At 39.2% G+C, this 25,413-nt stretch carries 22 protein-coding genes; 7 read left to right on the forward strand and 15 right to left on the reverse strand.

Annotation, left to right across the window (positions count from 1 at the left end; translation table 11 throughout):
- Window positions 1-20 precede the first annotated feature (20 nt).
- From C9J46_RS17500 to C9J46_RS17530, 7 genes are all read right to left on the reverse strand, one after another.
- The gene (locus C9J46_RS17500; protein ID WP_107247942.1) at window positions 21-1,154 is read right to left on the reverse strand and encodes a M14-type cytosolic carboxypeptidase; all 1,134 of its coding nucleotides are present in this window, start codon (window positions 1,152-1,154) and stop codon (window positions 21-23) included.
- 155 nt (window positions 1,155-1,309) lie between these two features.
- A complete protein-coding gene (locus C9J46_RS17505) occupies window positions 1,310-1,630 on the reverse strand; it encodes a cytochrome c (protein WP_107208424.1) in 321 nt (106 codons plus the stop codon).
- Window positions 1,631-1,757: 127 nt separating this feature from the next.
- Window positions 1,758-2,960 carry a dihydrolipoamide acetyltransferase family protein gene (locus C9J46_RS17510; RefSeq protein ID WP_107247943.1) on the reverse strand — a complete coding sequence of 401 codons (1,203 nt, stop codon included), beginning with the start codon at window positions 2,958-2,960 and terminating at the stop codon, window positions 1,758-1,760.
- Window positions 2,957-3,940, reverse strand: a complete 984-nt coding sequence (locus tag C9J46_RS17515; RefSeq protein ID WP_107208426.1) for an alpha-ketoacid dehydrogenase subunit beta — start codon at window positions 3,938-3,940, stop codon at window positions 2,957-2,959. The genes C9J46_RS17510 and C9J46_RS17515 overlap by 4 nt, the downstream gene beginning before the upstream one ends.
- Window positions 3,933-5,042 (reverse strand): pyruvate dehydrogenase (acetyl-transferring) E1 component subunit alpha, encoded by a 1,110-nt coding sequence (gene pdhA, locus C9J46_RS17520; RefSeq protein ID WP_107291288.1) that lies wholly within the window; start codon window positions 5,040-5,042, stop codon window positions 3,933-3,935. Before pdhA ends, C9J46_RS17515 begins: the two co-directional genes overlap by 8 nt.
- A gap of 236 nt (window positions 5,043-5,278) precedes the next feature.
- On the reverse strand, window positions 5,279-6,223 hold the full coding sequence (locus C9J46_RS17525) for a DNA ligase (RefSeq protein ID WP_107247945.1): 945 nt from the start codon (window positions 6,221-6,223) through the stop codon (window positions 5,279-5,281).
- Window positions 6,224-6,381: 158 nt separating this feature from the next.
- Entirely contained in the window at window positions 6,382-6,924 is a 543-nt protein-coding gene (locus tag C9J46_RS17530) for a hypothetical protein (RefSeq protein ID WP_107208429.1), read from the reverse strand.
- 309 nt (window positions 6,925-7,233) lie between these two features.
- Between C9J46_RS17530 and C9J46_RS17535 the strand changes: the two genes are divergently transcribed.
- On the forward strand, window positions 7,234-7,926 hold the full coding sequence (locus tag C9J46_RS17535; RefSeq protein ID WP_107261846.1) for a hypothetical protein: 693 nt from the start codon (window positions 7,234-7,236) through the stop codon (window positions 7,924-7,926).
- A 125-nt stretch (window positions 7,927-8,051) separates the two neighbouring features.
- On the opposite strand, the gene C9J46_RS17540 is transcribed toward C9J46_RS17535, so the two are convergent.
- Complete coding sequence (locus C9J46_RS17540; RefSeq protein ID WP_107291289.1) at window positions 8,052-9,524, reverse strand: FAD-dependent oxidoreductase; 1,473 nt, start codon at window positions 9,522-9,524, stop codon at window positions 8,052-8,054.
- A gap of 538 nt (window positions 9,525-10,062) precedes the next feature.
- On the opposite strand from C9J46_RS17540, the gene C9J46_RS17545 reads away from it, so the two are divergent.
- The 4 genes from C9J46_RS17545 (at window position 10,063) to C9J46_RS17560 (ending at window position 13,138) form a co-directional block, all read left to right on the forward strand.
- Window positions 10,063-11,133, forward strand: coding sequence for an OmpA family protein (locus tag C9J46_RS17545; protein WP_107208432.1), 1,071 nt, complete (start codon window positions 10,063-10,065; stop codon window positions 11,131-11,133).
- Window positions 11,134-11,248: 115 nt separating this feature from the next.
- Entirely contained in the window at window positions 11,249-11,680 is a 432-nt protein-coding gene (locus C9J46_RS17550) for a hotdog fold thioesterase (protein ID WP_107208433.1), read from the forward strand.
- An 8-nt stretch (window positions 11,681-11,688) separates the two neighbouring features.
- Window positions 11,689-11,925, forward strand: coding sequence for a DUF3389 domain-containing protein (locus tag C9J46_RS17555; RefSeq protein WP_107208434.1), 237 nt, complete (start codon window positions 11,689-11,691; stop codon window positions 11,923-11,925).
- Window positions 11,926-12,094: 169 nt separating this feature from the next.
- Entirely contained in the window at window positions 12,095-13,138 is a 1,044-nt protein-coding gene (locus C9J46_RS17560; protein ID WP_107208435.1) for an outer membrane beta-barrel protein, read from the forward strand.
- 47 nt (window positions 13,139-13,185) lie between these two features.
- Here C9J46_RS17560 and rodA read toward each other — a convergent pair whose 3' ends face one another.
- Complete coding sequence (rodA, locus tag C9J46_RS17565) at window positions 13,186-14,277, reverse strand: rod shape-determining protein RodA (protein ID WP_107208436.1); 1,092 nt, start codon at window positions 14,275-14,277, stop codon at window positions 13,186-13,188.
- Between the two features lie 275 nt (window positions 14,278-14,552).
- On the opposite strand from rodA, the gene C9J46_RS17570 reads away from it, so the two are divergent.
- A complete protein-coding gene (locus C9J46_RS17570) occupies window positions 14,553-15,467 on the forward strand; it encodes an ROK family protein (protein WP_107247949.1) in 915 nt (304 codons plus the stop codon).
- Window positions 15,468-15,525: 58 nt separating this feature from the next.
- On the opposite strand, the gene C9J46_RS17575 is transcribed toward C9J46_RS17570, so the two are convergent.
- The 4 genes from C9J46_RS17575 to C9J46_RS17590 all read right to left on the reverse strand — a co-directional run bounded on the left by C9J46_RS17575 (window position 15,526) and on the right by C9J46_RS17590 (window position 21,609).
- Complete coding sequence (locus tag C9J46_RS17575) at window positions 15,526-16,686, reverse strand: MFS transporter (protein ID WP_107208438.1); 1,161 nt, start codon at window positions 16,684-16,686, stop codon at window positions 15,526-15,528.
- A gap of 536 nt (window positions 16,687-17,222) precedes the next feature.
- On the reverse strand, window positions 17,223-18,176 hold the full coding sequence (gene ylqF / locus C9J46_RS17580; RefSeq protein WP_199187159.1) for a ribosome biogenesis GTPase YlqF: 954 nt from the start codon (window positions 18,174-18,176) through the stop codon (window positions 17,223-17,225).
- Between the two features lie 446 nt (window positions 18,177-18,622).
- Entirely contained in the window at window positions 18,623-20,140 is a 1,518-nt protein-coding gene (locus tag C9J46_RS17585; RefSeq protein ID WP_107291290.1) for an ISNCY family transposase, read from the reverse strand.
- 497 nt (window positions 20,141-20,637) lie between these two features.
- Complete coding sequence (locus C9J46_RS17590; RefSeq protein WP_107208440.1) at window positions 20,638-21,609, reverse strand: tetratricopeptide repeat protein; 972 nt, start codon at window positions 21,607-21,609, stop codon at window positions 20,638-20,640.
- Between the two features lie 320 nt (window positions 21,610-21,929).
- Here C9J46_RS17590 and C9J46_RS17595 point away from each other — a divergent pair, with 320 nt between their 5' ends.
- Entirely contained in the window at window positions 21,930-22,940 is a 1,011-nt protein-coding gene (locus C9J46_RS17595; protein ID WP_107288181.1) for an SUMF1/EgtB/PvdO family nonheme iron enzyme, read from the forward strand.
- Between the two features lie 50 nt (window positions 22,941-22,990).
- Here C9J46_RS17595 and C9J46_RS17600 read toward each other — a convergent pair whose 3' ends face one another.
- On the reverse strand, window positions 22,991-24,217 hold the full coding sequence (locus tag C9J46_RS17600) for a hypothetical protein (protein ID WP_107291291.1): 1,227 nt from the start codon (window positions 24,215-24,217) through the stop codon (window positions 22,991-22,993).
- A 138-nt stretch (window positions 24,218-24,355) separates the two neighbouring features.
- The gene (locus C9J46_RS17605) at window positions 24,356-25,315 is read right to left on the reverse strand and encodes a hypothetical protein (protein WP_107291292.1); all 960 of its coding nucleotides are present in this window, start codon (window positions 25,313-25,315) and stop codon (window positions 24,356-24,358) included.
- Between the last annotated feature and the right edge of the window lie 98 nt (window positions 25,316-25,413).

The following is a 25,413-nucleotide window of genomic DNA, read 5'->3' on the forward strand; positions in this document are numbered from 1 at the left end:
TATTTATTACTGACGAGTTATTAGCGTAAGTGATCCATGACGACTAACACCGCTGCGAGTGTGTCGCTACCAAATGCCACACTTCGCTCTGGTGACCAACCGTATAAGCTGTCTGGTTGGTTGTTGTGATCTTTAAATGGCATTTCAATGGTGTAAGAAAGACATTTAAACTCTTCTGCTACCCAGTTAGAGCCGACTGTTAGGTTTGCTTCACCGGGCTTATCTTTATCGTAACCATGTTCAACTTGGAACTCTGGTGTAATTGTTAGCAGTGCTTGCTTGAACATATTTTCAAGGTTTTCAAAGCGAGCATCATAAGATGGAATCCCTTCTGAACCCGCAACGAAGTTATAAGGAATCGCTTCATCACCATGAATATCAAGGAAGAGATCCACACCTGTTTCAAACATTTTTTCACGCACGTAGAAAACTTCTGGACTGTTTTCTAGTGATGGTGTTTGCCATTCACGGTTAAGGTTTACACCAATCGCGTTTAGGCGAAGGTGACCACGCGCACTACCATCTGGGTTCATGTTAGGCACAATGTAGAAAACGGCTTTTTCAAGTAAAGCACGACCGACAGTATCGGTTTCATCCAGTAAACGTTGAATAAGACCTTCAGCAAACCATTCAGCCATTGTCTCGCCTGGGTGCTGACGTGCAATCACCCATACTTTCTTTTTATTTTCAGCGGTTGATTCATCACCAATAACCAATAGACTCATATCTCGGTTATCAAGTGTGTGGCCTAATGTTTCTAAACGGCAGTTGTAGTGGCTTTGTGCAAGGTGAAGAAGATCTTGATGGCGGTCATAGCTGTATGGTGCAAAGTAAGCAAAATACATTGATTCATTTTCAGGGATCACGCTGAAGGTTAATTTATCGCCATCAAATTCAGCTGGAATGCGGAACCATTCTTCACGATCGTAAGAAGCAACGACATCATAGCCTTTCCAGCCTTCAGGGTAGGCTGAATTTGCCAGATCTAGGATTGTAAAGTTATGCGGTTGTTGAGCTTCTGTTTCTAAACGGAAGTGGAACCATTGATGAAGTTCAGAGTTATTATCGTTAGGAATAGTTAACTGAATGTCGTCTTTGCTATCCGCTTTAACAACGTTAATACTTCCACTTTCAAAGTTACTGAAGATTTTCATTTTTAGTTTCTCATTCTAGGCTTTAATCTCAACTTACCACAAAGATAGTCTGCCTATGATGTTTTTTCCGTTATAAAACACGGCAATTGATTTGTATGATTAATAAGTAATCAGTCGTTCTACTCAGATTGAAGGACGACTGACGTTGAGCGCGATTATTTCATTTGTGAATAGTATTCAGAGATATCGGCGATATCTTGATCTGATAAATTTTTAAGTTGGGCTTTCATCATTGACGACATCCCCCCAGTGCGGCTGTCATTTAAATATGCTTGCATTGAGTTATATAAATACTCTGCATTTTGGCCTTTTAGATTCGGGTAATCTGGGCGTGGTGCAATGCCGTTGCTGCCGTGACAAAAACGGCAGCTCGGCGTTTTTATTTCACCTTGGGTGGCATCACCATCAGGCATTGCCATAAGTGAGCTTGAAAAGAGAAGCGTGATAAGACTTGCTGTAAAAAATGAATAGCGCATAGTTTTTATATGACTGCAAAATGAAAGGTAATTACTATCATAAGCTGTTGTTTATACCATGCAATATTTTGTTATTGTTTGATGTAACAATATGTTAGTAACTTTATTCCAAGTAAGTGTTATCACGTTATGAAGATTCAATGTTGTCACAAGGTGGACTTTCTAAGCTATTGACTAGTGCCTTAATAAATCGCGCGGCTTCTCCTCCCGTACATGCTCGATGATCAAAGGTAATAGAAAGAGGCAGTACTTTTATGGTTTTTACACGTTCGTCTTCCATGATCACTTTATCCATGATCCGTCCAGCACCAATAATGGCAACTTGCGGTGGTGTCACAACGGGAGTGGCAAAAATACCGGCAATAGCGCCGTAGTTAGAAAGTGTGATGGTTGCTTTTTGTAATTGATGACGATCTATTTTTCGGCTGCGAATACTGGCAGCGGTACGATCAATCCAGCGTCTGATCCCTTCCTGATGATATTGTTCTGCATGATGTAACACAGGCACATACAGGCCATGGCTGCTATCGACAGCAATACCAATATTAACAGTTTTATGTAAACACCTTGTCATTGTTTCCGCATCAAACCATGCATTAAGCGCAGGCTCTATATGACAGGCGTTATTAATAGCTTTAACTAGATTGACCGTTATGTCGTCATCTTTTTGCCAGTGATATAAATGTGCTTCTTCAGTCAGAGTGACTGAAGCGACATCATGGTGCGATCGCGTCATATTCTTTGCCATATTACGGCGCGATCCTCTTAATATTTCAGTCCCTGGTATTTGTTGTTGGTAAGCAAGATAGACATCATTATCAATAATTAAGTGATTAGCCCCAGATCCGGTAATTTCTTTAATATTGACACCTAACTTCTGTGCCAATAACCGTGCTGAAGGGGTCGCAATTAATGGATGATGTTGATTAGCAATCGAGTGTAAATTAACGGTTTGATTTGCATCATCACAGATCGGATCAACATCAACATGTTTATCAAGCTGGGAGATGTTGCCTACAACCGTAGCCGAAGAGGATCTGTGATTTGCAGAGCTTGGACTGATTTTTTCTGGCAGTACGCTCGCAGTATTCGCGAGTAACTCATCGATTTCTAGCAAGCATTGACCAATATTAATAACATCGCCTTCGTTACCATAACGATGGACAATTTTTCCACTATAAGGTGCCGGAACATCAACCGTTGCTTTTGCTGTCTCTACAGTGACGACCACTTGATCGGTTTTCACAGTATCGCCAATATTAATATGCCATTGCACAATTTCTGATTCAGCCAGACCTTCACCAAGATCGGGTAATGTGAATGCTTTCATTGCCAACCCTCCATGAGTTCACGAGCGGCATTTACAATGTCATCGTGTTGGATCATAAAATAATCTTCATTACGATAATAAGGCATGATGGTATCAAACCCTGTTAGGCGTTTAGGCGGTGCTTTCAGTAAGCACATCGCGCTTTCAGCTACTCTTGTAATGATCTCTGCACCAACACCGCAGGTTTTTGCTGCCTCATGCACCACTAATAAGCGGCCTGTTTTTTCGAGTGATGCCGTAATGGTCGCCATATCGATAGGTTTGATACTGGCTAAGTCAATCACTTCAAGTTCTATGCCATGATGAGATAAGGTTTCTGCTGCTTGAAGTGATTCGACCACACAAGCGCCCCAAGTCACTAGGGTAATATCTATTCCTTTTCTCAACGTAAAACATTGCTCAAGCGGTAAAGCGAGACCGTTATTTTCGACATGTGATTTAACGGTTCGGTAAATCCGTTTGGGTTCAAAGAATAAGATCGGATCGTTACTGCGAATCGCGGCGAGCAGTAATCCATAAGCACGTTGCGGTGAAGAGGGGATCACAACTTTTAAGCCCGGAATGTGGGCAAACATTGCTTCGATACTTTCAGAATGATGCTCTGGTGCATGAATGCCTCCACCGAAAGGGGCTCTAAACACAGCAGGGCAGGTTAAGCGGCCGCGAGTACGATTTCTTAGTCTTGCTGCATGGCATACTAGGTGCTCCATTGCTGGAAAAATAAAGCCTTGAAATTGAAATTCAGCAATAGGTCGGAGACCCTGTGATGCCATACCAACAGTGACACCAGCAATTAACGATTCTGCCAGTGGTGTATCAATCACACGTTTACAACCAAAAGCTTGTTTTAAACCGAGTGTGGCACGAAAAACGCCACCATTTTCACCAATGTCTTCACCCAAAATAACGACATTAGGATCGTGTTGCATTTCATAGTGAAGGGCGAGGTTAACTGCTTCTATTAATGTAATGTCAGCCATTATTCCCTCCTGAATTTTGCTTCTCCATTCGCATCGCTTTACTGATAAGTGCGTCGCGTTGATAGTGCAGATCGGGATCGGCTTTCTCGTAAAGATAATCGAATGCTGATTCTGGCGCTTGTACAGTGAGAGCAAGGTATTGTTCAACGGCTTGGTTAATACGCTGATGGCAAATGGCTAACCATTGTGACTCTTCGGTTTCTGACCATAAATTTTGATTGATTAAATAGGTCTTTAATCGAGCAATAGGATCGAATTGCCATGCTTGTTTGACTTCTTCATCTTCACGATAACGAGAGGCGTCGTCAGCAGTCGTATGATCACAAAGTCGATAACTTATCGCTTCTATTAATGTCGCACCTTTACCTTTTCGTGCCTGATCTAAACTTTGTAGAAGGGCATCGTACATGGCAACAATATCATTGCCATCAACCATGATACCTTTGATTCCTGCGCCTTTGGCTTTATCGACTAAGTGTTCGGCATGACATTGCAAATGCAGTGGTACAGAGATCGCCCACTGATTATTGTTGATTACAAATACTAAGGGGATATTCCAAACACCAGCGCAATTGAGAGATTCTAAGAAGTCACCTTTTGAGGTTGCTCCATCACCACAAGTGGCAACGGTTGCTCTATGTAATCCTTTGATTTTCATTGCTGCTGCTATACCGACAGCATGAGTGCATTGTGTTGAAATTGGCACGCAAAATGGCATATCGTCATTATGTGAAATATCAGGGGATGTTGAGGGGAAATTGCTACCTAATTCATCGCCGCCCCAGTATTGCAAGTTCTGCAACATACTTATACCCCGCGCCCATAGTGCGGGCATATCACGGTAATAAGGGGCAAGCACATCGGTAGATTGCATAGCAGAACCAATCGCGATACCAATAGCTTCCGCGCCAAGGTGTGAAGGATAAGTCCCTAACTTTCCTGTTCTTTGTAAGGCAATTGCTTTTTTATCATAGTGACGAACTAAAACCATATCGCGGTAAAATTGCTGTAGCAATGTATCATTAGCCCACTCAGGAAGAGGGGTGACTAAATGACCACGGTGATCTATATAACGATGCATGGGTTGTGTCTGTCTATTCATCCCAAGCTCCTTGTGTTTTATCACCTCTTTATTATTTTCTGCTAAGAAGTGAATCGTTATAACGGCTTGAACTGGATAATTTAAGTGTAACGAATAGACAGCAACTTGCTTGAGCTTTCTCGTTGATATAACAGTAAACAAAACAATACAGCGAATTTATTGGAAAAAAGACCTATTGTTTACAAATGGTAGTTAATTATGCTTATTTTTGATGTAAATGATGGTCTTTTATGTTGCTATGTGTCTGGCGATAATCTTACTCGGCTAAAACGTGCAAACCGTGGAATACCTCGTTCGGTATACCCGTTGTAACGAAACTGAATGGTAGTGCCAAGGGGGGGAGGGTTTTTGCGTTGTTGTTCAGTAAAGCCTGTTCCTATCTTAAAGGTTTTATTATTGATTGTTTTTACCCAAATAGATCCCATTAATCCCTGATATTTTCCATTTCCCTTTTCGTAACCAATAACAATTGCTTCAGCATCTTGATGTTGTTTGAGTTTTAGTAACTTATTTGTTCTGCCTGCGACATAGTAGTTATTGATATGCTGAAGCATTAAGCCTTCACCATGGTTATTAACGATAATATCAAGCCATTGCGTAAGAATACTGATTTCGTTAATACGTTTATGCTCAACTAGATAAAGCACGTTGTTTGGCACTGTACTGTGAGTCTGGATAAGTTTAACTAAGCTGTTGTAGCGTTGTTCAAAAGGTAAATCTGATGTAGGTAAATCAAACACCATATACTTGACGTTACGCCATGCCTTGTCGTTAGGGACGTGATCCATGACTATTTTAGTCAGAGCTTGGAATTTACCACGTTGTAGCCATAATTCTCCATCAAGCGCTATTGCGGGTAAGTTTTTTATAAACCAATGAGGAGCATGGATTTGTCTACCTGATTTTGTCGTAAGTTGTGTGCCATTCCAATAAGCTCTAATGCCATCAAGCTTCTCACTAACAAGGTATTCTCTGACAGGGAATTCTATATTATCAATAACACTGTTCTTGTCATTAAGGTGCTGTAAATCTAAGGCTTTAGCTTTCATTAATTCAGGGGTTGATTGTGCAGAAAATGAAAGTGTCAGCATGACTAATGCTGCGATAGGTGAGAGCGGTTTATTTATATAATTAAGATGTTTTCTTGAGGAAACTTCAGCAGCAGTTAATATGTTTATCATCGCCTAACCTCTAAATTATAATTAGTAATAATTAAGGTATTAGACACTTGTAATAATGGAAAATATCAATACGGTTTCATATTGAAATAGTGTGTTGTCACTCTAAAATTTCTTCGAGATGATACAAGTATTAACAATTTAATGTGTTTTAAGTATATTTAGTTGTTGTTAAGTCTCGATAATGATGTCGTTTTTTTAACTACAACATCCGCCTTTGTTGTATAGCTATCAGCGCAATTATAGAAAGCTTGTGCTTGTTTATGATCAGCAACAAAAGAGAGAGGTTGCTCTAGTCCTTCTATATAAATCCGCGAGCGGTTGCCGTGAGAGCGAAAAGTATCGATGAATAATTTTGGGCTGACATTATCATTCGCGATAGTCGTGCTGTAGATGACATTTTTACTATCAATACGTTTGAAAAGGTTATGATCGACTAAGTACTTTATATCTGCTTTAGTTTTATTAAAGATCGGCTCTTGAGTTAATTTACCTCGAGATGGTGCGGATAAGTCATTGAAATGATATATTTTAATATCAAATTTACTATGGTAATTAGATGATAATGCCAAAATAATCTTATCTTGATGTCGCTCTTCTTTTATACGTAACGTACAAGCCGAATTGTTTTGGATATAAACTGAATTTTCAAGCAGAGGCGTTGAAAAAGCAGAAACAGTGAGAAAAAGTAGTGGTGTAATCATAGTGCGCACCATATAGACATACATCAGTGTAAATCGAGGACAACATTTTGTTCCTACTTTAAACACTAGTGCTTATGGCAATCAAAATGTGGCTAACATTACAAACTATTATTTGTAATACACATTATTATTTCTGAGACGGCAATCTAGATTTATAGATAAAGTCTTAAATTAAACTGTACGAAGTGAGGTTGTTCGAAACCTTGCTATAAATATGACAATTGATTACATATTAAATGTTAAATTACGCATTTAGATAATAACAAAAATTAAAAATGTGCTGTTGCTGTATGTTTAGGAGAAAAAAATATGTCGAGTAGTACTACAGGAAAAACTACAAAACGTAACTGGAAATTGTCGTTACTTCTTGGGTTATTAGCTGGCGGGGCATTGGGCGCAGGTATACAGCATTACAATAATGTGCCTGTGACGACGGCATATAGTACGTTAAAAAGTGACTATCAGTCAGTAGTTGACGAACTCAATAAAGAAAAGTTATCAGTTAAACAGTTAACAGATGAGAAAGCGTTACTTGTTGAAAGCTCTAATCAAAAGTTAGATGCACTAAATTTGCAGTTAGATCAACAAAAGGTTCAGCTTGAGCAATTAACACAGCAATTAACTAATATTCAAAAGCAGCAAGAGACAACCCAAAAACTGGTCGTGACCAAAAAGAAACTTAATAAAGAAGTGGTAGCGCTAAAAACTAAAACCAAGCAACAAAAAGAAGTGATCGATAATTCAAATGTGTTGTTTGAACAAAAATCAAAGACACAGCATGATTTAGCTGTAGTTCAAAGGCAAATAGTGGCTCTTAGCCCTGATATAAAAAAAGCAAAAAAAGCATGTGCAGAGTTTAAATCCGGTAATAGCTGGAACTGGGTATCACAAAAAGATTGTGATAATTACGCGGCTTTTCAACAGAAGCTTAATACGTTAAAAGCACAAGAAAGCCAGTTAAAACAGTCGTTAGCTACGCTTAATAAGAAAATTAATGCGTAATGAGTTAACCTTTATCAAGGTTCTTTCTGAGTGCTAGGAATAGCCTCAAAAAAGCCGCAATGTTGATCTTTTACAGTGAAGTGACACTATAAAATGAGGCATTGCGGCTTTTTATAATTTAGCTATTAACCTATAGGTTGAGCAAGTGAAGCAGGAAAACCGCGCTGAATGGCAATTTTTTCCGCATTCGCCACTATTTCTTGTTTATCTAACTGCAAGGTTGTTGAAAAAAGCTGCTCTCTTGTAGTTACATCATCATGATACGAATTGATGATTCCTTTTGTGATGAGTTCATTCACAATAGCATCGGCTGCTGATAGTGCTGATGAAGCTTTTACTATTTCAGAACGCGCATAGTTGTCACCAGAGAACGATATATCTGCAGCACGAAGCGTTGCATCAGTCCCTGGGATTTGCTGAGCGCCAAATAATGGTTTTCCGCCTACAACAGCACTTTTAAATGTATCAACATATTGTGCGACATGTTTTATCGCTTTTTCTGTACGCTCAATCACTTCTTCTTCAGACCATTGATGGTTTAATTTTTCTTTAAAAGCGTCATTAAGTTTTGGTTGAGCAGAGGAATGATCAGAGGTTACTAATCCATTTTCAAATAGAGTAATGTCTTTTGTCATTCCATGTAATTGGAAGTAGCCATTAGGGTAAGGTGTGAGTTGAGCCATGCCTTTTGGCGTACCACGCTCACCATGAATAATCACTTCTGGCCAATGCCCCTCACATTTCTCCCAGCGTGTCACATAAGCGGCTTTAAATTCTACCATTCGCTCTCGTGGAATATGAGCAAGATCATCGATTGTGCCAGAACGATAGCCACAAGCATTGATCAAGTAATCAACAGTACATTGTTGCTTATGATTATCCTGAGTTTCATAAGTGATTAACCATCGCTGAGTGACTTGGTCAAATTCAACCCCACACACTTTACTTGAAAGTAATACATGACAGTTCTCCATCTGCTTCAGTGCTAGGGATGCGGTTGCTGCAATTCGAAATACACTTAAACCATACTCTTGTACCATTACGATAGGGTATTTGAATTGATCTAATTGAAGCGATTTGGCGACAGGGATCATCCAATCATCAGGTGTGACTGGGTATGTTGGATTATCTAAGAGCTTTAACTTTTCTATATCTTGCTGCGAATAGAGAGTGAAGTAATCACTAGGCTCACCTAGCACTTTATTCTTACTATCTCGTTTCACCAATTGTTCGTAAGTGGTTTTTAGTAAATCTAAGCGAGGTATTAAATCTAATGCCGAGCCGTTATCGTCAATGGGCACAGCGATAACAGTTGGGCGAATGTTCGCGGTATGTTTGAACACTCTGAGCGTATCAATCGATTGCTCTAATAGGTTGAGACACTGTTGACTAGAAATCTCACGATATAAATTTCCGCCCGCATGAAGATGGCAAATAGGTGGGCCGTTAACGAGACTTATCCCTTCTTCGAATAGGTTTATTGAAATTCCCAATTCAGCAAGACGAAGTGCAATCGTAGCACCCGCGACCCCTCCACCAATAATACCAACAGTTGAATGGCTAATGCCTTCTGAAGAGTGGCGCTCTGAAATATTCATAATGATTAGGCTTAAATGTGAAATTCAATAGTGGTTATAAGGTTAAAAATTGTATGGCTTTAATTAAGGATGTTAAGCCAATTGTATTTTACAAGGATACAGTTACGAGAGAAATATAAAGTTAGATCAAAAGTTAGAACAATCGCACTTATTTTTTTGCTCGCAAAATAGCCGCTTTGTTTAATTAAGCAGAAATATGAATGAAAAGTGGATATAAAAACCGAGTCAATAGCTGGAAAATAAAATTACACAATCATAAGTACGATAGGGTTTGTTGTTAAAATGTGATAATTATTTTATTTTATAAAAGCAGTATTTTGATGGGCAATATTCATGAATCTTTTAAATACAACCATTTAAAAAAGTTAAATGTTACAAGAAATTTTTTTATTATAGCTTTTTATTTTTATGTTTGGTAAATTAACCCCTGTTTTTTTGAGGTGATACGCAAAAATAAAAACTATGTTTGTATTTGTGAGTTTAAGCATCTAAAAAAGCACCTGTAGTGGCAATATTCATAAAATAAAGGATAAAAAACATGTCTAAAGCACGTTTTGCGATTTTACCTCTTGCACTTTTAATTTCTGGTGCAGTGAACGCAGCAACTGAAAACCCATTCTACGCTGGCGTTCGTGCTGGCGGCACTCATTACGCTGACTTCGATTCAAAGACAGCAGTTAATGGTGGCTTTACTTACGGTAATCCAAGTTCTGAGTTCCGTATTGATCGTGATGATTTCGCTGCAGGTCTATTTATGGGTTACAACGTAACACCATGGTTTGCAATTGAGGGTGGTTACACTTGGTTAGGTGAAGTGACTCTAAAAGGTGACAAGCATCATGACAAAGGTAAAGTAGAACAACAAGTTATCGACCTTGTAGGTAAGTTCACTTACCAAGCAACTGATAAAGTAGATCTATACACTAAAGTTGGTGGTGCATGGCAGTTCACTCGTGCTAAAGGCCTTCCAACTCAAACAGAAACCGATCGTGATGACAGCCTAATTGCAACTGCAGGTCTAGGTGCTGAATACCACTTCACTGATAACCTATCTGCACGTGCTGAATACCAGTACTACCACGATATGGAAACTAAGCCGACTGGTACTGATACGAAGGTAAGTTGGGATACTCACTACTACGGTATGAGCCTAGTTTACGGTTGGGGCGCTCCTGCACCAGTTGTTGTACCAGTAGTTGAAGAAGTTGTTGAAGCTGCAACTGTTCAAGTTGAGCCAATTTCTGTAACAATGCCTTTCGCATTCGACAGCGACACACTAACTACAGAAGACCAAGCACGTCTTGAGCCTATCGCTCAGCGTCTAGTTAACTTCCCTAACGCAGAACTAGTTGTTATCGGTCACACTGATAGCCGTGGCTCAGAAGCTTACAACCAGAAGCTTTCTGAAGAGCGTGCTAAGACTGTAGCGGTATACCTAATGAAGCACTTCAACATCGATGCAAGCCGTGTTAAAGGCGAAGGCCGTGGTGAGCTAGATCCAGTAGCTTCAAACGACACTGCTGAAGGTCGTGCTCAGAACCGTCGTGTAGATGTAACTACTCCTGGTTTTGAAATCCAAGCTGAAGTTGCAGAAGCTGTAGTTCAGTAATTAACTCTTTTGAGTTATAAAAAAGCGCCGCAAGGCGCTTTTTTTATGTTTGTAATAAAATTTAAAATCAATGTTAAACTATTACTTTATCGTAGTTTAATGGTATGAGAGTCGAATGACTATTTGGAAAAGAGAGTTTAGTTTAGCAAGCCTTAATAAAACCTCAGAAAATACATTAATTAAACATTTAGGTATTACCTATTCAGCTTTTGACGAAGAATCACTCTCGGCAACAATGCCAGTTGATCACAGAACACACCAGCCACTGGGTATGTTACATGGTGGAGCCTCAGTCGTTTTAGCTGAAACATTAGGGTCAGTAGCCGCAAATTTGTGTGTAGATCATGATAAGTACTGCGTTGGCTTAGATATTAACGCAAATCATATTCGTGCAATAAGAGAGGGGGTTGTAACTGGCCGTGCTAGTGCTCTTCATTTAGGCGCAACCACACAAGTTTGGCAAATCGAAATAAGAGATGAAAGACAGCGATTAATTTGTACTAGCCGATTAACAATGGCCGTCATTATTAATAAAAAGAAGAAATAAAATAACCGATGATAATACATTTTGAACAAGGTCGAATTATCGCGACTCAACGAGAAGTCGTTGTGAGAATTGATGGAAATTGCAGGATTAACCTTCAAGCACAAGTTGATGAGCTAACACTTATTTCTGGCGCTAATGTTGTTAGTGCTGTTGGTAGCGGGATTAATTGGTCTATAAAGTTAGATTCGAATGAGCAATTGCAACAACTTGCTAATGAAATAGGTATTGCGATTACTATTTATTAACCTTTTTTGCTTTATATTGAATAAAGAATATTAAAATTATCTTTATGAACTAATTTATTTCTGAATAACCTAGTTGAAATTATAAATATGGAATATTATTCCTTACAGGAAACATTTACCTCTCATTGGGTATGTTAGAGTAATAATTGAACAATAATAAGAATTTCACATGTCTAAAAAATATATTGCATTACTACCGCTTGCATTAGTTGTATCAACCGCTGTATCTGCTGCTACTGTTAATCCTTTTTATGTTGGCACACGACTCGGTGGTGCTCACTATTCAAATTTTCAACAGAACTATCAAGATATAACTGGCATAAATCTTAATAAAGATGATGTCGCGGCTGGTGTATTTGCAGGTTACAACTTTACACCTTGGTTTGCGGTTGAAACGGGTTATACATGGTTAGGTGAAGCTAAGTTTGAAAATAATAAGATTAAGCAACATGCTATTGATCTTACAGCTAAAATGACATGGAACCTCAATGATCAATGGGGCGTGTTTGGTAAGTTAGGTGGCAGTTACATGCTCGCTGACTTCCATGGCTATGGCGTTAAAGACCTTGATGATCATTTACTTGGTACGGCTGGTGTCGGTGTTGAGTATAAATTGACTAACCATCTATCTACCCGTTTAGAGTACCAGCTTTACCACGATATTCAGTCTAAGCCTCGTAACACGAATCTAGCTTATAACTTTGATACACAGTTTTATGGTTTGAGCCTTGTATATAGCTGGGGAGCAGCGCCTGCCGTTGTTGCACCAGTTGTTGATACTGCACCGCCAGTTCAAGCTGCAACAGTAACAGTAGAGCCTTCAACGGTTACGATTGCTTATGGTGTTGATGGTAAGCATTTAACTGAAAAAGATAAGCAACGCCTTCAACCAATGATTCAACGTTTAACACGTTACCCGAGTGCAACAGCTGAAGTGACGGGCTATACATCAAATACAGGTAGTGCAGCTTATAACCAGAAATTATCTGAAAAGCGTGCGAAAAATGTAGCTGATTTGCTTTCTCAGTATGTTGCTGACGCTAGCCAAATTACAGCGAAAGGGATGGGTGAAGCAAACCCTATTGCGACTAATGATACCGCGAAAGGTCGAGCAGAAAATCGTCGTGTAGAGATTTACTCACCAGCATTAAAGATTGCCACAGAAGATGCTGCTGAGCGTCCAGATTGCTGCGCAATGGAAAATAACCTATAAATAAAAAAGCGCCGAAAGGCGCTTTTTTTGACTCAATCTATTAGGTATTAGATGTTAGGTGCGCAAATAGATTTCTTTCTTAAACAAAGCGCCATAATAATACCGAAAATAGCACCTTGAGTAATAATCGCTGAACCACCATAGCTAAAGAAAGGTAATGGACTTCCCATAACAGGTAATACACCGCTCACCATACCAATATTAATAAAACTATAAAGAAAGAAACTTAAAGCAAATGAGCCACTGACTAATCGTGCAAACGTTGATTCTGACTGATTCGCCAGCCATAACACTCTAAAAGTCATAAACGTATAGATAGCTAAAATAGTGAAGCTACCAATGTATCCCCATTCTTCTGCAAATGTTGAGAAGATAAAATCGGTATGACTCTCTGGAATGAAACCAAGATGACCTTGTGTTGCATCCATCCAACCTTTGCCAGAAATCCCACCAGATCCAATCGCAATTTTGGATTGAATGATCTGATAGCCAGAGCCTAATGGATCTGATTCAGGATTTAAAAATTGAAGAATACGTTTTTTCTGGTAGGTCTCCATTACGAAATACCACGCCAATGGAAGACTGACACCAATAATGGCTATCACAGATGAAATTAACTTCCATGACATCCCCGCAAAATATAGAACAAATAGAGCGTACATTACCGTGAAGATAGCACCATCTAGATCTGGCTGAATAAAAATCAATCCCGCTGGAATCGCAGTTACTATCAAACAAATCATGATCTTTTTAATACTAGGTCGACCCGCATCACTGACAAGGATCCAAGCCATCATGATTGGGACCGCTATTTTTACAAGTTCTGACGGTTGAAAACGTATTGGTCCTAATGCTAACCAGCGTTGCGAGCCATTGGTGCTATCACCAAGAACAAAGACACCAACAAGTAAAAGTACAGTAATAAAAAACAAATATGGAGCACTTCGCTCATAAGCGGCAGGTGAAATAGATGACATAAACAATAATGCGATAATCGCAATTCCTGCACGAATAAGATGACGCTCTATAATTGGCTCACTAAAGCTACTTGCACTCCATACACTCAAAGAACTGAATGTGATAAGAATTAAAATCGATATTAATAGTGGTATATCGATATAAGGACGGAATTTACTCATCGTGTACTTCACTGATTCACGCAAATTTGCGTAGACGTTAGTAATGCTTGTCACTTTAGGTGAGTTATTATTTGCCGCAAGATAAAAAGTGAAACAAAATGTGGCTTGGGCTTAAAATAAAATATTATGACTGTTTTTCTAATTATAATCGCATAAAATGCTAATTTCAGTAGCGCGCAATGTATAACTAGAATATTTCTTAAATAGTGACCAAGTACAGAGAAGTAAAGATAAATACCGTTATACTTTCTCTGTAAATTTAGTCGGAGAATCAGATGGATCGTTATTACTGGGGTGTTGATTTAGGTGGTACAAAAATCGAATGTATTGTGATAGATCGTAACTCAGATCAACCCATTATTCGTGAACGCATTGAGACAGAAAGTATTAAAGGTTATCAACATATACTTGGTCAAATAAAGATACTGATTGAGCGGTGCGCAAAAATAGTTGGACATTACCCTTACGCGGTTGGTTTTGGAACACCAGGTACGCTTGATCCGATTCATGGCGTTATGAAAAACTGCAATACAACGGCATTAAATGGTCAGCCTCTTGATAAAGATCTTAATGAAATGCTTGGAATCCATGCCATTATTGCTAACGATGCCAATTGTTTTGCTTTAGCAGAAACACATTTTGGGGTCGTCAAACGTATCAAACCTGATGCTCAAATTGTATTTGGCATCATTATGGGAACGGGCGTAGGGTCTGGCATAGTGGTAGACGGTAAATGTTTATACGGCTGCCATGGTATTGCTGGTGAGTGGGGGCATAATGTTCTTGAGCATAATGGCGCGGATTGTTATTGCGGTAAGCAAGGTTGTGTGGAAACGGTTATTTCTGGGAAAGGATTAGAGCGTTATTATTACGAGCTTTCATCGCAAGCGTTATCTTTGCCTGAGATCGTCGAGCAAGCCAAACAGAATAATCATGAAGCAGTGAAAACAATAACACGTTTACGTGAGTATTTTGGTTTAGCGGTCGCACGAATTATTAACGTACTTGATCCTGAGATCATCGTGATTGGTGGCGGTGTCGGTAATATTGACGCGTTATATCAAGATATAGAAACACAAATTTTACCGCACTTGTTTAATACAGAGCTTAATACCTTGATTGTAAAACCAGAGCTAGGGGATAGTGCTGGTGTGTATGGCGCTGCAGCTTTAGTAAAGAACATCAGTTAAACAAGAGTCAGCCAAAAGTTAAAAGCGCGATACATATTAATAGTATCGCGCTTTTGTTTTAACTTGCCAGAACTTGAGGCTTACGTTGTAAACTTGCTACTAGCATGTAAATTGCCGTTGCAAGTAGAACAATGAAGAAGAAATCCATTATTCCATTTTGCTCTGCCATAAAGCTGTTAGCACCAATTGGACCCAGTGCTGAACCAATGCTGTAACTAAACAGCATAACTTGTGTTGCAGCAACAATATATGAAGAATCCAAGTTGTCACACGCCAATGTAATTGCAATTGGGTAAAGCGCAAAAGCAGACATGCCTAACAACGCCAATGCAGTGATCAGAACGACATAGTCTGATGATAGGTAAGTAATACCCATAGCAAAAACACCAAGCAAAGACATTAAAGCAAGCAATAGCGTTTTGCTCATTTTAATTGAAAGTTTGCTAACGACAGGTTGAATAACCATACCACCAAGAATGATTGCAGCCATCAACACGCCTACTTGATCTGTTGTTAGAGCATTTTGCTTTAATGCTAAAGGCATTAAACCGTAGATACTGCCCATTACAACACCTGAAGTTATACAACCAATAATTGCAGGTTTACTCAAACGTGCAATTTGCTTTATTGATAACACTTGGTGTGAATCACTGCTAGGTTGACCTTGTTTTACAAACAGAGGCGGTAAAATTGCGATTAGCAATAGCACTAGAATAACGATAAAAGGAATAAACCCTTTAACACCAAACATGCCTACTGCTAATTGACCAACAGTGGTGCCACCATAGAGTGAGGTCATGTAAAAACCAAGACGTTTTGCTCGCTCTTTCGCGTTATCACCAATAAGTAGCCATGATTCAACAACAACGAAAATACCTGCAACAGCCATACCAGCAACGAGGCGTGCAAATAGCCATACTTCTTTATTTGGAAAAATTGGCAAAACCGCAACAGTTGCTGCTAGCAAAGCTAAAAAAGTAATAAAAGCCACACGGTGACCAATCTTCGCAATAATTGGCTCGATCATCATTGAGCCAATAAGAAGACCAATGTAATAGATGCTTGCTAACCAACTTGCATAACTGCTATCAATTTTAAAATTTGCTAATGATAACGGAACCAAGCTCATTAGGTAGCCTGATGCGATTGCGAATACAGTTAGTCCAGCAACAGGCACAAAAATGCCGCCGCTTTTGCGACAAGTAGTGATGTCTTGCACTACCTTGGTCTCCAAGTGAAATGTTTGAAATAACCTGTCTTTATTTAAGGTAAATACGTTTAGAAAACGAAAAACCAGAAATCAAGGAATGATCACTGGAGATAACAAGACAGAGCTGTTTAAAAAAGTGTTTTATTAGAAAACTCGGCGATTATTGACCCTAACCTAACATTAGTAAAATGAGAAAAACTAATGCGAAATAGGGCATTTCATTACATTGATTAATGCCAAAAAATAATCGTTAGAGTAGTGATTATTAAACTGAACTCAAAATCGCACTTTATCTGATTAATATATTTATTTTTAAAGAATTAGAACTGGTTTTACTGTTGCGGAACAGGGGGGAGTTTAAATAATGATTAGTGTTGTAATTGTTGTTCTATGCAAAAAAAGAACAAACAAAAGCGCATTTTTATCAAAATAATATAAAAAAAATTGGTTTCTAATGAAGAGTTTGGATTACATATACTAAAAAGCCACCTTACTATAGCGATATGGCACTAAGAGTAAGATGGCTAGTTATATTTTGAAGTCGATTAACGTTTATTTTTTAGATAGCGTTTACGTCGTTCTTCTTTCTTTTTGATCTTTTGTTCAGCTTTACGTTCAGCTTCCACTGCCACATTGATCAGCTCTTCAGTGATCATATCTGGATGCTCTAGAGTAATATTCCCCAGTGTACCGTTACGCAATTCATTGATAAGAATGACAGAGGCTTTGTGCAGATCAACACGACCCCCACCTTTTAAACAACCTCGTTTGCGCCCGATCTCTTCCATTAGCTCAATTTCAGATTCAGGTAGGTCATCATCAAGGTTATAACGTGCCTTGATCATATCTGGGTATGCTTTGATCAGATATTCAATGGTAAAGAAAGCCACGTCGATATAATCCATCGCGGTATCTTTAATTGCCCCCGTTGCAGCAAGGCGGAAACCACTATGTGGGTTTTCTACTTTTGGCCAAAGAATTCCCGGCGTATCAGAAAGCAGTACACCGTTATCGAGGTTAATACGTTGCTGTTGGCGTGTTACAGCAGGTTGGTTTCCTGTGATTGCGACAGTTCTGCCTGCAAGTGTATTGATAATAGTTGATTTCCCAACGTTAGGAATCCCCATAATCATGGTGCGAATTTTTTTACCTGCTTCTTCACGGTGAGGTGCAAGCTTGCGGCATAAATCCATGATCTGATTAACTTCGTTTAAGTTTTCAGTGGTGACAGCAATGGCTTTAACACCTTGTTCTTTTTCAAGGTGATCAATCCAAAGTTGAGTCATCTCAGGATCGGCCAAATCACGCTTGTTCAAAACTTTAACAACAGGCTTACCGTCATTGGTATTGCGGAACGATTTGATCAGTGGGTTTTCACTACTAAATGGGATACGAGCATCTAAAACTTCGATGATCACATCAACTTTCGGCATCGCTTCTTCAATTTCTTTGCGGGCTTTGTGCATGTGCCCTGGAAACCACTGAATGCTATTACTCATTATTTATGTACTCTTTATTTTTCTAGGTGTCCCTTGGGGTACTACCAGAGGGACTAAAATCTGTTGCAAGAAAAATAGTGGTTCTATCTTGCATTATTAAGTTATTGATAGAAATTCTATCATAGTTGGTAGGAGATCACTCTTAAATGATAAAGAGGATTGGAATCATTCTTTATATCCATGCCTACTTGAGTAAGAAAGGGCAACAACAAACGTCAGCAACACATGATAGGGTGGGGAAAGAGTAAAAATACTAGAAATAATCTTTAGCCTTGGTTTGAGGAAGGTTGAATATACCATTTCTGGATATCAGAATATCTATAGGCTGTTGGCTAATCACAAATGAGTTAACTTTTCTTGTGATTACCGAGGGAGGTTGACGGTTTAAATACCGAAGGATTCTGTCGTTGTCTTATTTATAATAGTTCACTATGGCAGAGTTACTCTTATTCGATAATTGAAGCCTTGGCACGTGCCTCCCGTAACTCTCTTGTATTCAGCTTTTCCGCAAGCCAGATGTTCCTCACGGTTGAGTGGCTGATCGATATATCAAAACGCTTTCTCATTTCACCGCTGATCATGATTGATGTTAAGTGAGGTAATTTGAGCGTTAGCAAGATGACTATATCTCTAGTCTTTTCATCAATACGATTACTATTGTGTGATTGACCATACATACGCTTTAAAGCTAACGGACCATGAGCTTCAAGTAGCTGACGGTTGTTGTGTATGCTTTTGACAGAGCAGCCGCTCTGTCGAGCCGCCTCTCTAACATTTCCTAACTCATTAGCGAGTTCAATAGCATTGAGCTTTTTCTGAACTTCTTCTCCGTATTCCTTTCTCGAGCTTGGCTCAATAAGTTCTTTAATTGTTAATTCTCGGTTTGCGAAATAAGCCGAAAATCCGCCATCAAGTTGTTTATGCAATTCAACCTGTTGGCTCACAATAGAATGTCGTAATGGAGAAGTAATTTGGTACATTTTGTTGGCGTAACTGAAGGTATGATCTCTACGTATTTTTCGATATTCTTTTTGAATACATACCTTATCGAGGTTGATATGTTTGGGAACGGGTCGATGCTCCGAGCGAACCTGTTTGGCGTTGACGGTAAGTGTCGTTGCCCAATACTCAGGGATAAAAGTGTTTTGTAGGTAATTATTAGCGCTGTTCATATCAGTAACTTCAGCCAGTCTTAACTCGGGAACAAGACGATCTTGGAACGTATCAAAGGCACGTTCTATACGTCCTTTACCTTGAGGTGAATTAGCAAAAATAATTTCAATTCCCAGTTCTTCACAGGCCCGCTGCATTTGAGAAAAGTGGCAACGTTTTGGACCACCAAAGATGCCAGCTCTATCGACATAAAGGGTTTTAAAAAGCCCTTTTTTCTCGATGTAAGCTTTCATTACCTTGAGACATCCTTCGGTTGTTTCTGAGGGAAAGAATTCCGCGTGAACCTCACTGGTTGCATCATCAATCATGGCAATAAGACAAGACTTTTTATCACCGAACCAAAGGTGTGGACTACCGTCCATCTGAAGCATTAATCCTTCTGCTTCCATACGCTCACGTCGTCTTCTCACCTTAGAACGTCGATGTTTAGCCCGTTTTACATGATGAATTTCATGTGCCCAAGAACGAAGAGTCTCCCGCTTAACTTTAATGCCTTCCAAAATCTCTAACATGTCGGCTAAGTGGGTCATATTTAAGTCGTAATACTTGGTTTTTATAAGAGCCTGAACTCGCTGCTTTACTGCATCGGGTATTTTATTCGCGGGTGCTCTACCCGTATTACCATGAACGACAAATCGAACACCATCAGCGCGATATCGTTTGAGATAGCGCTCTATAGTACGGCAAGATTTATTGAGGAGCTTAGAAGCATTAGTGATTGAGATTTTACCAAGAGCCACCTTAGATATGATATCTACGGTAAGCTGAGATTGAGCATCCATAACGATCATCCTACACACCTCTGACTAGCCCATATTGATAGTCAAAGAATTACGTAAAAATGGAGACCGTCAATTTCCCTCGGTAATTAAGCAAGCGACAAAGTCGCTTGGTAGTTAGGGTACGACAGAATCGCTTGGTGATCACAAATGAGTTAACTTTTCTGCTAACTCGTAAATGCCCCATTATTAGTCAGAGTAAATGCTCATTCATATCGTATTAACAGAATTTTGGATGAGATATTCTAATCAAAGTTAACTAAAAATATTTAGTTTAAATTCTGGATGTTTTATTACTCTCTTCCATAAAAAACGCGAGTTTGAGGTTTTTCACCTCGCTGAGAATACACCTATAACCAGCTGGGCAATAATTGGCCTGAAGGCTTAAATTTTCTGGATAAATCGTAGATACATATTCAAGTTACAGTTTACGTATTTTGTTTTCACCGATAAAAAACGCTCCCATTAGAGGGAGCGTTTAAGGCAATGAATATAAGGGCTATACAAGATTAGCGAAGTACTCTCACCGTATGTTTACTTAAGAACTCTTTAGCAAAGTCGTTGACTTGTTTTTTCTGGGCATCAGATAAATGACTCATTGTTTCAAGGTATTGTTCTTTATAAATATCATAAAGGTCATGCTCTTTGTCTGTACCCATTGAATCAAGATATATTTTTGAGTAAGCAGCTCCAAGCACTTCGTCTTTTTCAGGGTAAGTGATTTGTGGTAATGAATGTAGGTACCGTGCAGCAAGAAATATTATAGAACCAGCATCTCCAGTATTTGCCATCTTTATCCAAATATCTAACGCTTCTTTTTTATTGCCTTCATCATAAATTATAGAAGCATAACCTTCCATTCCCCTAAAGTTTCCCTGTTCAGCAGAGGCATTGTATAGTCGTTTTACTTCTTTTTCTCGATTGCCAGGTATGAAAAACCAGCCATCTCCGCCAGCATACATACTTGCTAGGCTTGCCTGTGCCTTTGAGTTTTCATGGTCAGCAGCTTTCTTCAACCAGTCATTAGACTCATCAGGGTATAAGAAGGATAACATATTCATTGCGTTACCATCTCCTTGTTCTGCTCTAACTTTTAATTCTTTAACTAAAGGCGTACGATATTCCTCTCTATCACCATAAATATTTGTATCTGTCGACAGAACAAATTTAGCTTTTTCGCTTCCTAGTTTCGCGGCTTTAACAGCATATTCATGTTCTTGAGGGGTTTGGGCCATAATATTCGTTCTAAAGGTCCATGAATAAGCTAAAGCAGCTTTTGCATTCCCCTTATCTGCCGCGTATTTCAAATAAGGTTGCCCTTGTTTTATTTTATATTGGTCGACGAGTAAATCGCCTAATTGATAGGCATCTTCAACAGACATGGAGCTTGGCGCAGGGTATGTTGTTTGTGCCTGTGTTTGTGAGGCGCACAACAGGCATAAACATAACAGCCACCGGTAACCTATTTTTACTTTTTGCATTATTTATTAATCCTTATTACTGCCTATAAAGCTGTTATGGGGGGCTACTGATAAGTTAAGATAGGTAAGGGTACTCCTAATTACTGCTGGGCAATAATTGGCTCAACATAATTCTAAAAGACATATTTATATACTGCTTTTCGGGCAAATTATTGCCTGCTCGTGTAGTGATGTATCATTACAGATTTGACTTTAATTCATTAAGTTAAATGAATAATGAGTTTAGTGTTGTTTTAATGTAGCAAATCAAAATAGAAGAATTTTAACGAAGTTACATGCATTACCTTACAGAATGAGTACAGAAAGGATTTGATTGCGCAATGTATAGAAAATACCTGAGCCTATTAATAAGCGCATGTGTATTAACAGCATGCACTGGAGAGACAACCGCTTCAGTAACCAGTAAAACGGTACCAGCTGAAAAAATCACTCAAATAGAAGCGAAAGTAAAAAAGCTCTACCCTGATGCAGATACCAAACTTCAACATCAAATCATCGATGTTGCTGTTGAATCTCTAGAAAGCATGGTGTTTATCAAAGGTGGAACCTTCATGATGGGCGCATTTAAAGCACCTTGTAACCCCATTTCTACGGATAGAATGGATTGGTCGCCAGATGCTAAGTGTAATACCGCTTTGTCGAATGTTGAAACTGGCGCTAATTTTATACATAAAGTGACCTTAAGTGACTACTCTTTAGCTAATCATGAAACGACTTATCACGGTTTTGATGCTTTTCAAAAAGCATATGAACGCCCAGTTGTTAAAGCAGGAATGAGAGAAAAACATGACCTTTCTGACGATAAGTTTAAAGATCTAGCGACACCGACTAAAGCATGGCAAGAGGCAAAGGATTATTGTTTATGGCTGGGTGAGTTAACAGATTACCCGATTGACTTACCCACAGAAGCACAATGGGAATATGCGGCAAGAAATCGTGGGAAGCATCTATACTATGCAACCAATAACGGTTACCTTCAGCGTAAAGGTGACCAGCATTTGGTTGATGGAAGGTATGTTGATTACACAAAAGATGAATGGAATATTGGTAGCTCTATAGATTTAAATCAAATTAAATTGTATCCGCCAAATCCATTAGGTTTGTATGATATGGCAGGAAATGTAAAGGAATGGATGAATGACTGGTATAGCGAAGATTATTATCAACGCTCCCCTGAACTCGACCCTCAAGGGCCATCGAGAGGATCTAAAAAAGTCATGAGAGGAGGGGGGTTAACAACATCTCGAGCAGGCCAAGCCATAGCTCAAGATGGATATATCTCACTCAATGGTTTTCGCTGCGCGGTGCAGCAACCGACACCAGTAAAGTAGTATTCAGTTAGTGCCGACAATAACATTTGGCTATTGTCGGCAGCTCCAAATTAAATTTTTAATACTCTTTTCTTTTGCTTTCTATGTTGGAAATCATAAATGGTGAATGGAGTTGAAGGGATCATACCCATATTATCTAAATAATTTACACTCGCTAACTGAGCAATCCATTGATTAAATTCTTTTTGTTGATCGCCATCTAAGATGTAGTTTATGCGCTGTAGGTTTTTCACAAGCGCATTATCTGAACTATGTTTTTTACCCTCGACATTCATGTGGGCTAACACTTCAACAAACTTTCGCCAAGAGCGAATCGTACCGCTTAATAACACATAAATTGCTGCTTCCTGCTCCTCCTCAAGATTAAGCCAATATGTATGTACTAGGGTATTGAGCATCATTCCCACCGTTTCAGGAGGAAGAACTTTTAAACTGACACCACTCAACACTTTACGCTCTCTATCTAAAATCCGTTTTGTTAAACGTTTAGCTTCATCTGAGATAAATATTTCATCAGTTATCATCAGTAGACGATCTTCCCACCACTGTCTAATACTTATAGTTCCTGCTTTAATATTCTCCTCAATTGTCTTTAAATTTATATTTGTAAAAGCGCTATAGGCGGCCTGATATAAATAATTATAGGATTGGCTATCTATGTTTTTTATTACACGGCAACCAATGGTATCTATGGCTTCCCAAATAATTTTTGCTAATTCAAATAACTGTGAAAAGTCAATCGAGGTGCCAAAACCGCCGGAAGCTCCAGGTCCCCATACTAAACGCGCACAACAATGACATTCAAATTTACCACTATCCGGATCAAAACGAAGTTGAAAATCGACCCCTGCACCAAGACCAAACGCCACATTGCCTTCCGCTTTGATTTCAACTAAAGCGGAAAAATCAGTTGTCCCCGTTTTTTGAGGGGTTAACCACTCGACTTTTCCACTTAACTGCCCGCCAGCTTGAGCACCAGCAAACCCTTCAGCACTGACACCTATTTGCCCTGATGGTTTTACTGCCATCGTAGGTTGAGGAGAGAAAATAACGCCTGTTCCCGCACTTTCCTCAGCCTGATTTTTGAACATTACTTTACCACTCGCCATCGCTGTCACTAAACAACTTAATGTTAACGTTGCGCTACATCTAAAATGCCCTAGAGGGTATAAGGCGGGTAAATGTACACCTTTTCTGGCCATGTTTGACCAAAAGCCTTGCTGATTCCCCGGCGCTTGCGCTGGAATGTGCTGAGAATTGTACGGGGTATGTTTCATGGTTATTTTCTATCTTTCTTCGGCGTTAACGATTTCCTGAGTGAGAATACACGCTAAATAGACTGGGCAATAATTGGCCTGATTATAAGATATGACCTCCACAAAAAAGCACGCCGAGATGGGCGTGCTTATTATGCGTTAGGCAGAAGCCGTGTTTGGTGTGGTTGCTATAGAATCAGTGGTAGGGATCGGTATAACTTCACCCAATGGTGGCTCTGAATTTTGCTTCTCAACAATTTTCGTCACTGCTTGTTCAAACGCTTCATCATCCATACTGAACCAAAAATCTGGCTTTCGATTGTGCGCTTTGTCATAAGCAACGGTTGCATTGTCTTTATGGCGAAAAGGCTCATTCATTGGAATGTCGGGCAAAGGCTGGCTCACATCCATGTATGCTTGGATCATGTTCCATAAACGCTTATATTCATCAAGATCTCTTGAGCCATTGATAAAACGGCCAATGGGAACCCCATGTTTATAACCATTATAACGATGAACAAGAAACAGTTGATAATTAATAAAACCTTGTGGGGTTGGCGATGTTGTCAGATAGCAATCAAACTCAACAAAAGGGTGACTAAATCGCACCTTATTACCGAAGCCATGCAATGTGACCATGCCCGTTTCTCGGCTTAATGAAAATAACGTTTTAATGGGTAATTTTCCATTAAAAAAAGAGAAAGACCACCAAATGAGTAAGGATGGGATCAATATGTATAAAAGAAAAGTCAAAATATCGATTGATGATTGCGGTGAAATGTTGGTTACGAGATATATTATCCCCAGAAGAACAAATGCTAACGGCATCATAATTATTGCGGTACCTTTCGCAAAAGTCACTGCGTAAAAATAGACCAAGCCCCACCATGGGAAAGTGATGTCGTGAATTTCACGCTCACTGTATATATCACTCTCAAATGTCTTAAGCTTTTTCAGTTCAGAGGGGGTACGGGATCGCAGCTCTTTTTCTGGCACATGATAATTGTTACGAGTAAAAGGAAAATGCACACCTTTTCTGGCCATTTGAGACCAAAAGCCTTGCTGATTCCCCGGCGCTTGCGGCGGAATATGCTGTGAGTTGTACGGGGTATTTTTCATGGTTATTTTCAATCTTTCTTCGGCGTTAACGATTTCCAGAGTAAGAATACACGCTTAATAGACTGGGCAATAATTGGCCTGATTATGAGATATTACCT

This window comes from Photobacterium sp. GB-36 (assembly GCF_003026135.1).
Lineage (GTDB): Bacteria > Pseudomonadota > Gammaproteobacteria > Enterobacterales > Vibrionaceae > Photobacterium.